Origin of the sequence: Wukongibacter baidiensis, assembly GCF_050888315.1 — a bacterium.
GTDB lineage: Bacteria > Bacillota > Clostridia > Peptostreptococcales > Caminicellaceae > Wukongibacter > Wukongibacter baidiensis.
Genome location: NZ_CP138202.1, coordinates 6290129 through 6302141, shown reverse-complemented (window position 1 = coordinate 6302141; position 12013 = coordinate 6290129). Strand labels below are relative to the sequence as shown.

Here is a 12013-nt window from a genome sequence, read left to right as displayed (position 1 = left end):
TATCATCCTATGCCCTAGGAGGGGTTAATTAGAACAAATATATTCTAGTTTTTAAAATAATATTAGTTCCTTAAAAATAAAAACATCCCCTTCTGTACATAAAAGATTATGCAAAAAGAGGATTAGACTTCACAATATGTACTTAGGCACAACTAGCTTAAAAACGTAACCTTATTCTTCATAGGAAATCTCCGACTCCCTATTCTTTATCACACCCACATTTCTTATCATCCTTATGGCAGTGGTCGTGATGATGATCGTGATCGTGGTCATGATCATGGTCATGATGATGATCGTGGTCATGATCATGGTCATGATGATGATCGTGGTCATGGTCGTGATCCTTTCTACGCTTCTTCTTCTTTCCAAATATAGCATCTAAATCATCATGATCGTCTAAAATTCCGTGTTTTCCTTCATGCATTCTTAACAGCCTCCTTTTTTTATTAGTAGTGGTTATTCAAATTTATATATCCTATGCCCCACCATAGGATATTATGAATGTTTTTTCAAAAAATATAAGGCTGTTGACAAAGTGCCAACAGCCTTATAAAAACTATCTACTTCTCCTCAGCCCAGCATAAAATCCTCTCAAGGGTATTCTCCCTTAGGAAATCAATAGCCTCAAAGTCCATATTTGGAATATAGTATCTTTCCATATGGTCGTGGAGCTTCTTAGCCCTACCTACATTCTTTACAGCTAGATTAATTAGCTCATCAAACTTTTCCTTGTCTGATATTAACTCCTCTTCCCTTACCTTAATGAGCCCATGATTTAAGCATTGGTCTAGATCATAAACCTTCTTCACATTCTCAAATCTGTCGGAGGTAGTTACAGCTACTTTCATATCCTTAATAACTACATTATCGATCTGCTCAGGAATAAAGTGATTATGGAATACCTCTACATCATGGCCCTTCTCAATAGCTAGCTTTGCTACCTTATCAAGGATCTCTGACTTTCCGATGTCATACTTACCCTTAAGTACATATACCCTTTCATTAGGCTCGATCAACGTCTCCAAATGATCCTTTATACCATCAGGGGTTATAGCGCTACTGAATAGGTGTCTTTCCTTACCTAGACTATCGCTATACTTTCTATCGGTAAATATATCATTAATAAGTTCTCCAGCTACCATATTTACTCTAGCAAAATCCGTTGCTTCATCTAGATTTTTCTTGATATTATCATATATCCCCTTAGCACCAGCCAAGAATCCATAGGCCCTTCTAAATAATCTACCAACCTCAGTATTGTCTTTGATTATAAGGTCTTTGCTTTTCATCATAGCTTCCTCATCCCAGTAATCTCCAAGGTGAATTATTTCGTCCACACCACCTGGGTTTTTAGGATCTACTACATGGGGTGCTGTACCATCAATAAGTGCTACTCCAACCGCTGGGAATACTACTCCATCTACGGAGTTATTATCAGACGAACAATGGTGATACTCTACATCAAATCCCTTATCAAGCATATCCGCTCCAAGCTTCTTCATAAAGGATGATTTTCCAACTCCCGGGCCACCCTTTATAACTATGATTCTCTTAGCACTTTGCTGATCAAGAATGTAGTCATAAAACGAATAAAAACCCTTATATGTATTTCCTCCAGGATATACTCTTCTCACATTACCTTCTTTGCCCATATCGCTACCACTCCTTAATTAGCATATTTTATAGGTATCTTTATATGTATATTCCTAGGGGCTTGGGTAATATAAGGAGAAATTGTTCTATTTGGGAAATTTTTCAGTTGATGCTAAAAAAATTTTAGCTAACTCTCTTTTACTCTATTTAGATATATTTCTGCTATGTATATTTGCTTTTTGGCTCTTTCTTTGTTTATTTCGTTAAGTCTTTTCATGAGTTGTTGTTCTTCTTCGTTTAGTTTTAGGATGTCTTTGTTGTATTTCTTTATGGAGTGTTTGGATTTATGATTTAAGGTCATTTTATCAGCTCCTCTTTAAGAAATTACTGTTATTTACATGTAATTTTAGCTACATACCTTTTCAATACCGAACATTTTGTTCTCTTATTTTTCAAAAAAAATATCATCTACTGTTGCGGAAAATACATCAGCTATTTTTTTAGCCAGCTTGAAGCTTGGATTCCTCACACCTCTTTCTATCATAGAAAGATAGTCTTTGCTGATTCCAAGTAGCTTGGCCAGCTCTTCCTGAGTCATATTTTCTTTTCTTCTAAATTCATGTAATCTAAAGTTTTGCTTTTTCATTTCGGCCCCCTTATAGTACATTTTGTTCACTAATTATTTCCAGTTTATCCTACTTTTTGTTCTGTGTCAATACCTTGTTTATCTAAATCGTACTTTTTGTTCGGATTCATTCTAATAAAAGGATTAATATGGTAAAATAAGTTGAAGGAGGTCGAACAATTTGTTTGGTAAAATATTAAAAAACCTACGTGAAGAAAAAGATTTAAAGCAAAAGGATATTGCGAAAGTTCTTGGCGTTACAGATAGAGCCGTAGGTCATTATGAATCAGGTGCTAGAAGACCGAGTCAGGATATTCTTGAAATGCTTGCTGATTATTTTAACGTATCAGTAGACTACCTCCTTGGCAGAACAGAAGTGAGAAGTCATGTAAATAGAAAAGGATCTCATGGTATTAATTTGGACGGGCTTACGGATGAGGCTGTTGAGGAAGTTAAAAAGTATGTTGAGCTTATTAAGTTAAAATATGATAGAAATGAAAATCTTAAAAAGTAATGATTAGCTCAAATTCAGTTATTGTATTTGAGCTTTTTTATGGTGCAAAATGATGATACCATTTTATAGCGGCAAACGAAACATCCCTATTCCACTTATTGACTCTAGATGTTCAATTTTTTTCTTAGTATCCCTTTCTCTATGTAAAGTTGGCTTTAATTCCCAATCACTACATGCATGACCCTAAAAAAGGGAATATCACATCCTTCATCATCAGAATGTTCTAGGTATTCACTAACACTTTCTAAGAATTTAAACCATTCTCTCAATAAAATCACCGCACTATTATATTTATGTTTGAAAAGACAAACCCTCATCATCTTATAGATTTGAAAGTTCATTGAACAGAAGCAGTCAAGGAGCATATCTATTGCTATCTAACTCTAAAGTTTAATTTCTAATCAATAATATTAATTACATAAATTTTGTAATCACCTTCGACTGACTTTGTCATTGTTGTACTAGTTTTATTAGATATGAAAATATTTGTGTTTCTTTAGAAGCTAGATTATTAACATTTCTTACATACTTCTAAATATTATTGGATTAAGTTCAATTTGATTCTGTCCAAGAACAACTGTCTTACAGCGTCTATGTCTCCTGGTATTTCAATTATCTCTACTAGTTCTTTTAATTTTCTTCTCAATTTTTCTTTTATGCATATAAACTCCCACATAACAGGGATGGTCAAAGATGTTTCTCTAAATACCTCATATTTAATATGATAATATTCCATATGTTCACATATAATAAATAGTAAATATCCAAGCGTAAATATAACATCAGCATGTGGATTATTCGTGTCCACGTTATACTTTGAGTTGTCTTCTGTTCTATAATTACCTACTGAAATAAAATTGCTGTGTATTAGCTCTGACATAAACTCGTAGAAAAATTTGTGAAGCTTCCTATCAACAGGTGCAAGAGTTCTCCTCACTAGAGTCGTTGTTCTCAAATCATGTTTGTATATTTTATTTTCTTTAGGATCATAAATTTTATTTCTATTAACTCTCCCATTTTCCTTTGCAAATTCAACAAGTCCAACTTTTAGTTTTAATGATTGAAAAACTGCTGTACTTATGAAATCTGGATTTTTTAAGGCATTTGAAACTTGTAGATATGTTTCATAAATAGTCCTACCTATAGCCATACAATCTTCTCTAAATCCTTGTTTTGCTAACTCATTATAAGCACAAGCACTTCTTAACATCTTCGTAAAACAAAAATAGACATAATCATGATGCACTCCCTCATTAAATAATTCATCTTTTGCATCCATCTCTAATCCAATGGGATCTCCAAATTCATCAACAACATAACCTAAAAATGCTAATGCATCGTCAAACTCCTTTATAATTTCAAAATAGCCTTGTTTAATCATAGGTATCACCTCAAATTTACTGTAAGTTTAATTTTAATAAATCTATATCAATTCATTAACACCTTATGATTCCTCTCTATTCTCTGCTTCATGCTTATTAGCTCTCAATGACTTCCTTAATTTTACTTTCGATAATACCAACCTCATATTCTTGTAAGTACTTTTTTACTACTTCATTTTTATCAGGTCTAAGAAAAATCCATCTAACAGATAGATAAATTAAAAGAAATATCAATGCAATCATAATTCCTAATATAAGATATAACGCCCATAAAATCAAAGTAATCAATAAATTTTCATTACTTAGATTCTCAGAATACTTTTTTATTATCTCTCTTAGCCTAGCATCTGTCATAATTGCTACCATACAACCTGACATTACTCCAATTATTGTATTCTTTACGATATCACTATCATGCTTTAATCTGTTTAATCTTGAAGCTAATATTTCTAGACTAATATCTTGTAAATAGTATTTGTCAATTCTTTTTACAGCTACCTTAATATCCCATTCGCAATCTTTGTATAATTGCTCAATATCTAGTTCAATCTTATATTGATCTCCAACAGTAAATTTATATACAACACCACTTATGTACCTCATAAATGGTAAAATCATTAAAAAAGCAATAATCACTATAGCTTTTCCTTCTAAATTCCTAAACACTGAAACTCCTGATATTATCATAAATATTGCTATTATCAGTATTCTATCTTTATTACCTTTCATTAATGACTGCATTAACATAACACCTCTATGCAAATTAATTAATAATACAATTTATGCGAAAGTAATATGTTCACCTGCCACCTAAAATTATCTATCCCCTATTTCAACTTCTTTGCTTACTATGCTAATTATGCAAATTTTGTAAAACTCCTTTAACTTGTTTTTTAAACAGCACAATCACACTATAAGCTCACGCTTTATTCACAAATTTGCTCAGATTTTATCTTTCTCAGTGCTGCAGGAGCTTTAATATAATAGCTCCCGTTTTGTGACTTATAAAATGCCTCTCTATGAATTGATACATATATTATCAATTCAACAATAAAAAGTTCATTAATCTCATGTCTTTCGCTATCATATATCTGATGAAATTCTATATCAAATTCACCTGGTAAAAGTGAAGGCTTAGTTCGCTTCAATTTTGCTTCTATTTCTCTTCGAGTCAAATCACGTTCTTTTGAAGATAGCTTTACTCCAATTATCTTTCCAGTATCATTTATACCAAAGAATAAACTTCCACCCTTATTATTTTTGAATGCAACAGAATATTTTCCTACTTCTTCTAAAATTCTTTTTATTGGTTTTTCACTCCTACTTATATCTTTAAACTCATGTTGGGAATCTTCTTCAATAAAATCACTTCTCGACCCTTTTATAAATAAATACTCATTTTTTACAGTGTAATCTAGATCAATATACTCATACCTAAAACTGTCAAAACACTGGTTTTTCATCGAATTAACAAGTTCATAAGTGATTACTTCTTTACTATGCATCTGTATTCTGTCAATCATGTTTTGAAAAGTTTTTTCATCTTTTTCTATTATTGTGATGTTTCTTTTTAATTTATGTGTAGCTAAATAAGTGCTTCCTAAACCACCAAACGGATCTAAGACTTCACCAAATTCAGGTGATCCAATTTTTATTAATTTTTCTAATAATTCTTGACTAAGCACAGGTCTTTTCCACTCTCTAGAACTTTTTTGATCAATTAAAGTAATATCATCCCAAATATTCTCTATATTTCTTTCATATTCATTCAAATATCTTTTAACGAAAGCTTTATTATTTCTTATTGAAATTTTTCCTTTTTCATACATTTCTTCCATTCTGTCTTGTGAGTACCTCCAACCATAACCTACTGGCGGAGTTAGACCTTTCCAACTAAATGAAAATTGCATTGAATTATGTCTTTTAATGTAGGCCGGGTTTAATAAATATTTTCCAGTTTTGTCGCTATCTGAGTATCTATTAAGTATATCGCTATCAAATACAGGTACGTTACCAAAAAAAGAATTCCCATATTTTGTATAATGAATTACGCAATCATAACCATCCTTATAACCATTATTTCTTTTATTTGTTATATTTCTTTTTTTTACTATAATTATATTTTTAAAATTAATCGCATCATAAACATTATTTAATATATACAAGTAATTAGATAAGTTATAGATAGATGCTATCATCATCAGGTTCCCAGTGTCATTCAGCAATCTTTTAGATTGCTGAATGACTTTCGTAATCATACATCCATATTTTTCAAGATCTGATAGCTTGCTATCTTTATCGTTGAACCAAGGTGGATCTAATATTATTAGATCATATCTATTTGATTCAAATCTTTCCATTGCTTTAACACAGTCACCATATAAAAATCTGTTCATTTCTTAACCTCGTTTCATCTAAAATCTTATATTTGTGTGACAGAAAACGCATTTACTGTCGCCTCTATCTTAAATTTATTTCTAAGTTATAATACTAATTACGCAAGTCCTGTCAAACTCCTTTGACTAGTTTTGTCGAATAAAAAAACTACCCTTGTTTTAGAGCAGTTCTTTATTTGAGTGAAACTCAAAGAGGGTCAGACCAGCTAGTAACAGTCAAGAAATTTTTACTAGCTGTGTTGTTTTTTTTAATATATGATTCTGGGCATTGCAAACAAACCAATTGAAAGCCCGAACAATTGGCTAGATGGCTGATTGTAGCCTTATGCTACAACCTTAAGTGCTTTTTTATTATATTTTTTTATATGATCCTGTGGAGTTCTTATTTCATATTCCTTATTGTTCCTGAGAACTGCAAATATTATATTCGTCATCTTTCTCATTATTGCACCAAGTGCTACTTTTTTAACTTTTGAAATAAGCTTTTTATCATAGTATTCTCTTAATACAGGATTAATCGCTTCTCCTTGGTTATTGCGCCTTATAGCAGCTACAGCTATTGTGAATAGTACTCTTCCAACAGAACAGGGTCAGGCCTTTATAATTTTATTATTTTACTTTAAGCAGAAGGTAGGGTCAGACAAGAATACGTAAAAATAGTACACTAAAATTACGTGTTCTAGCCTGACACTCTCCTTTCATACTATGTTATCCCCTTTTATAAATTTAGGTTAAAGTCTTCACATTTCATGATGTGATTTTAAACTTTCAGCCTTGATAAGTAATCATGTCAACAACTGCCTTGTTAGACAACATAATATCAGCTATTAAAATATTTTTTTGCGTATTCATATGCAGTTCTTCCCGTTTCCGTTTTTAAAATTTTGGAATACTCTAACTCTGATAAACGTTGAGTTTCATATGTGTCAATGGGTCGGGGTTATTGACATTTTACGCTGAAGTCACAAAAGTGTGTTATGTTTCATTTATATCAAAAAAGCTTCTTATCGCCTAAGATATTGATTCCTAATTCTTTTGCGAGGCTATTTTGCTTGAACGGATTAACCTTTTGAACAACTCCGTCACGCTTAAAAAATGAGCCGGTGTTTTTAAACCAAAATGTTATACCGGCGATTTCGCATTGTTTACGTATATCCAGAACCCACTCATAATCGCATTCTCGGGCTTCTCGACCTGTTTCGCCTCCAACGCTAACGTGTTCAATACCGCCTAAATACTTACTTAAATCAATCGCACCAAGCAATGGAGCGCAAGCAACAAAACGCTTTTTAATTGGGTATGACAAAAATATCGGTAGTCGATAGTCCGCAATTTCTTGATTTTCAACAGTGCATCCTATATTTACGTTATCATATCCATCTCCCCAATCAGCAGGCAGTGATACATTGAAACGGTCAATACGTTTGGTTAAAATTAAAAATTCAAGATCTGGGCGACTTTTTATCATAGCCCATGCCTCGGTACGCCATTCATCTGCCTCGGCGAGAAAGAAATCAGAAGCAAAGCATGTAGCCACAATTTTTCCGCTAGATATTTTAGTCACACCATTAGCTGATTTAGCTATCGGTTTATTAAATTCTTCTGTTTTAAAAATGGTATTCTGTCCATATCGTTTAGAGAATGGGCCATAAAAATAACAATATGTGCAACCATCGCTCACTTTATAGCAGCCTGTCCATGGCTCCCAATTCATATTTTCACCCCTAATAACTCTTTACATAAGGCTTTTAACAAATTCTACAGGGAACATGGTTCTCTCTGCAGTTTCCTCAATGCTAAGTCCTTGTGCTAAAAAACGTTTTGCTACACTTGCCATGCTTTCAGCCACTTCAACTATAAATTTATCATAGTCATAAAACCTTATAACACGCTGTCCCCACGGATATTCTTTAGCCTTGTGAATAAATTCAATTCCTTCTATGTTGCTGATTTTATCTTGCCAATAATCCAAATCTTCCACTTCAAAGTAAAGCTGAAAGTTGTTCGGCTGCGCCTTGCTGGGCAAATCTGCACCAACAAGTTCGGCGTAATTGGATTGCAGGGAAAGCCCTCTTTCAAAAGACACATGTACCCCCAAATCCATCATAATCTTTTGTTCCATTACAGTTTCGTAAAAATGCTTTGCTTTCTCCATATCAGATACGGCAATCAAAGTGCCTTGATATTGCATACTATCACTCCTCATTAGTTTTACTTAATTATATATTAGAATTTGGCTATCTCGCTGTAAAAATCGGACATATTATCCCGATACTCCTGCGGAGTGATACCGCAAATGGCCTTAAAATCATTGATGAAGTGAGGCATATCATAAAAACCAGTTTCCATAAAAACCTGTGTTAAGCCATAGTTGTGTCGCTGTAAAAGCCGTATAGACTTGTTTACACGTACAAGGCGAGAGAACGATTTTATACCCACGCCCATATATTCGTCAAAAAGTCGTCTTAAATGACGTTCGCTATAAAAAACATTGTTTGAAAGCTCTTTCACTGAAAGAGTCCCTCCGCTATTTATAATCAAATTATTTGCTTGTGAAAATTCCTGGCGATAAAATGCACCTTTCAAGTGTGCCAGAAAGAGCCTGTCTATTTTAGTAATTAGGTTATGGATACTTAACGACGTTTCCAGTTCATTTGCCATCAGGCGGTTCATTGAGGGATTAACATCTTCAAAGTCAATTACACAATCTGTTATTTCTTTTTGCGGCATTCCGCTAAAGGCATAATAACCCGCCGGTTGAAACTCTATAATAAACAAGAGGGTAAAATTATTGGCTGACTTGCCAACATATGAGGGTTTCGTGATGGGACCAAACAAGTTGCCGTGGATGTGGCTGTCAGTACATGATAGCACAAGTGTAGCGCTCCCATGGGGCACAACAGCGTAATTATCTGACATCATACCTTTACTCGGAAAAGTGATCGTATAATTGGAAATAAAATTTCTAAGCTCTAAATGTGGTTGAATATATATAAAATCAACACCTCGAATTAGTACACGGCTATAATTCATATAGTTCTGAATTGAATCTTTTGTAAGCATAGCACGACCTCCTCCCCTTTAACATTTGTGATTCAAGTGTAATGTACTCAAAATAAATATACCATCGGGACGGTTCTTGCGATATAATGAAGTAGGTATTTTTACTGTCATCTTATTATCTATCCACAGTTTTTACATCACTAAATTAATTAAGCATATTTTGTAAAATTCCTTTGACTAGTTTTGTCGAATCAAAAAGAACCTCTCTTACTCAAGAAGTTCTCTATTATTCGTTAAATACAGTTTTAGCGAAGTACCAATAGATAGCATAACACTATCTGAATTGAGGTGTCAGTAACTCCACTCCGTCCCCTTGTCTGCCCCAATGTCTAAACCCTTAACTAGCGTAGCAAAATCGGTGTCAAAAGGGTGTGTTAGGAACTGCTGTGTTAAGTGAAGTTTTATAACATTAATAATTTATCTTAATTCTACATGTATACCATCTATTTTATCTAAAAATCTACATAAATCTCGTATTGCGCCTTTATAACTTTTATGTATACCGTCGGGACGGTTCTTTCGATATATTATCTATCCACATTTTTTACATCACTAAATTAATTACGCAAATTTTGTAACAACTTTTCAACCCTGTGATAGGTTTTTGATATAGCCATCACATACGATACTATAAAGATAAAAAGGAGTTGTATCGTATGATGAATTATGAAATATTGAAAGCCTTGTTTAAAGAGTATGGTCATGAGAAGATATTGTTTATTGGATTTGATATTGGCAAATATTATCATGTAGCAAGCATTTGGAACGGTTACAAAGATACGTTGTTATCGCCTTACACCTTCAGCGCAGATGAATCTGGTTATACAATGTTGACTCATGTGATAAATCAAGTTATTCATAAAGCTAAACCAGAACATATATACTTTGGCTGTGAACCATCAGGTCACTACTATCTGAATCTAATGAATAAGCTGTATGAAGATTACAAAGAAGCACACTTTAGATTAATCAATCCAAGAGCAACTAAGTCACAGAGAGAAATGGCAATGGAAAGAGATAAAACCGATCCAATTGATACTACAGCAATTCTGGAACTATTAATCCAAGGAAACTCATATGAAATGCCTGTTAATGACCATGTGTTTGATGAAATAAAGGAAGTTGTGCGTAGAATTGATAGGTATACAAAGGAATTTACAGCATTAAAGAATAGAATACATGTATATTTAGATGAGTTATATCCACAGTTTGAGAAAAAAGGGACTAGCTTAATAAATACTAAATCTGGTAAGCAATTTCTAACGATATTACCTGATCCAAAGATACTTAAAACTATGACATATGAAGAATTAATTATATTATTCAAAGAGCATGGCTATACATTAAAATCTGCTTACGCAAAGAAGTTCATAGAAAGAGCAAGAGAAATGTTAATTCCTCAAAAATCAATAATAAAGTCTAAGATTGATACCCTTAAAGAGCTTATCGAGCAATATATGCTACTAGATACATTTATGATACGATCACAACTTGTGCTAAGATCGCTACTCTCTCACTTTCATTTTACTGAAAACATCCTAGGCCTAAGAGGTATGGGAGTAGTAACTTTGAGTAGGATTATAGCTTATCTTAACAACCCATTTAGATTTGAGAATGGTAGTAAGGCTGCACAATTCGCTGGATTAACACCATCAAAATCCCAAAGTGGAATCAGCGAAAAAAGGGAGAAAATCTCAAGAATGGGGCATAAGGCATTAAGAAGTGTAATGATACAGCTAGCATATCAACTTATAAGCTCAACTGCTTACTTTACAGCTTTTTATAATAGATTAGTAATTGAAAAAGGAAAAGATATAAATTTAGCTGTCACTGCTACTGCTCATAAAATCTTGAGGGTAATAATTAAAATGATGCATTCCGGTGAAGTGTTTAATCCACCAACAGCTAAAGACCTGGAATTAGCAAATTCCAGAATTCATAGATTTACTAAAGCAAAGAAAATGGCATATCAAAAAATGAGAAAGGCCCAATCAGGGACTCAAAATATGCTAGAGACATATTTAACACGAGTTTGATAGGCTTTCTCTTCACAGATAGTTATATTATATCATTAAATAAATAATTTAAACAGATTATGAAGGAATTCGTTTCAAGCCTTGTGTTTAAAAACACGTGGGTCAGATTGTCTTAACCTTCATATCTATATAAATATTGAATAGTATATTAAGTCACTGCCATAGAGCAAACTAGTAGCACACAGGATGATATAGGATATGATAGGTACTTGAATCATACATTACTGTTTAAATTTTACATTTCACATTCTTACTAGGGGTTCTTTTTTGTCAAAAATCACTTGACTTTCTATAGTATCTGACCCCACTCTTCTTGTTTTAAAAATAATAACTTAATTTAACGTTAATAAATAATACCTCTAAATCTTGCCATACTAGAAATAAGTGTTTTTAGAATCGCAAAA

Annotated in this window: 12 protein-coding genes and 1 pseudogene; 2 read left to right on the top strand and 11 right to left on the bottom strand. The window is 32.9% G+C overall.

Annotated elements, in window-relative coordinates:
* Window positions 1–199 precede the first annotated feature (199 nt).
* The 4 genes from R9X47_RS28935 to R9X47_RS28920 all read right to left on the bottom strand — a co-directional run bounded on the left by R9X47_RS28935 (window position 200) and on the right by R9X47_RS28920 (window position 2239).
* Window positions 200–424 (bottom strand): hypothetical protein, encoded by a 225-nt coding sequence (locus R9X47_RS28935; RefSeq protein WP_432664532.1) that lies wholly within the window; start codon window positions 422–424, stop codon window positions 200–202.
* 136 nt (window positions 425–560) lie between these two features.
* A complete protein-coding gene (locus R9X47_RS28930; RefSeq protein ID WP_432664531.1) occupies window positions 561–1652 on the bottom strand; it encodes a PRK06851 family protein in 1092 nt (363 codons plus the stop codon).
* A gap of 128 nt (window positions 1653–1780) precedes the next feature.
* Window positions 1781–1954 carry a hypothetical protein gene (locus R9X47_RS28925; protein WP_432664530.1) on the bottom strand — a complete coding sequence of 58 codons (174 nt, stop codon included), beginning with the start codon at window positions 1952–1954 and terminating at the stop codon, window positions 1781–1783.
* A gap of 84 nt (window positions 1955–2038) precedes the next feature.
* A complete protein-coding gene (locus R9X47_RS28920; protein WP_432664529.1) occupies window positions 2039–2239 on the bottom strand; it encodes a helix-turn-helix transcriptional regulator in 201 nt (66 codons plus the stop codon).
* Between the two features lie 160 nt (window positions 2240–2399).
* On the opposite strand from R9X47_RS28920, the gene R9X47_RS28915 reads away from it, so the two are divergent.
* Window positions 2400–2732, top strand: coding sequence for a helix-turn-helix domain-containing protein (locus tag R9X47_RS28915; RefSeq protein WP_432664528.1), 333 nt, complete (start codon window positions 2400–2402; stop codon window positions 2730–2732).
* 538 nt (window positions 2733–3270) lie between these two features.
* Here R9X47_RS28915 and R9X47_RS28910 read toward each other — a convergent pair.
* From R9X47_RS28910 to R9X47_RS28880, 7 genes and pseudogenes are all read right to left on the bottom strand, one after another.
* Window positions 3271–4113 (bottom strand): DUF5677 domain-containing protein, encoded by an 843-nt coding sequence (locus R9X47_RS28910; protein ID WP_432664527.1) that lies wholly within the window; start codon window positions 4111–4113, stop codon window positions 3271–3273.
* Window positions 4114–4210: 97 nt separating this feature from the next.
* A complete protein-coding gene (locus R9X47_RS28905; RefSeq protein WP_432664526.1) occupies window positions 4211–4855 on the bottom strand; it encodes a hypothetical protein in 645 nt (214 codons plus the stop codon).
* 185 nt (window positions 4856–5040) lie between these two features.
* On the bottom strand, window positions 5041–6510 hold the full coding sequence (locus tag R9X47_RS28900) for a DNA methyltransferase (RefSeq protein WP_432664524.1): 1470 nt from the start codon (window positions 6508–6510) through the stop codon (window positions 5041–5043).
* Between the two features lie 323 nt (window positions 6511–6833).
* A pseudogene (locus R9X47_RS28895) lies at window positions 6834–7085 on the bottom strand (IS110 family transposase); the annotation flags it as partial.
* A 416-nt stretch (window positions 7086–7501) separates the two neighbouring features.
* A complete protein-coding gene (locus R9X47_RS28890; RefSeq protein ID WP_432664523.1) occupies window positions 7502–8224 on the bottom strand; it encodes a DUF5131 family protein in 723 nt (240 codons plus the stop codon).
* 21 nt (window positions 8225–8245) lie between these two features.
* Window positions 8246–8701, bottom strand: coding sequence for a VOC family protein (locus R9X47_RS28885; protein ID WP_432664522.1), 456 nt, complete (start codon window positions 8699–8701; stop codon window positions 8246–8248).
* A 35-nt stretch (window positions 8702–8736) separates the two neighbouring features.
* Window positions 8737–9573 carry a helix-turn-helix domain-containing protein gene (locus R9X47_RS28880; RefSeq protein WP_432664521.1) on the bottom strand — a complete coding sequence of 279 codons (837 nt, stop codon included), beginning with the start codon at window positions 9571–9573 and terminating at the stop codon, window positions 8737–8739.
* 656 nt (window positions 9574–10229) lie between these two features.
* Here R9X47_RS28880 and R9X47_RS28875 point away from each other — a divergent pair.
* Window positions 10230–11609 carry an IS110 family transposase gene (locus tag R9X47_RS28875; RefSeq protein ID WP_432664520.1) on the top strand — a complete coding sequence of 460 codons (1380 nt, stop codon included), beginning with the start codon at window positions 10230–10232 and terminating at the stop codon, window positions 11607–11609.
* Window positions 11610–12013 lie beyond the last annotated feature (404 nt).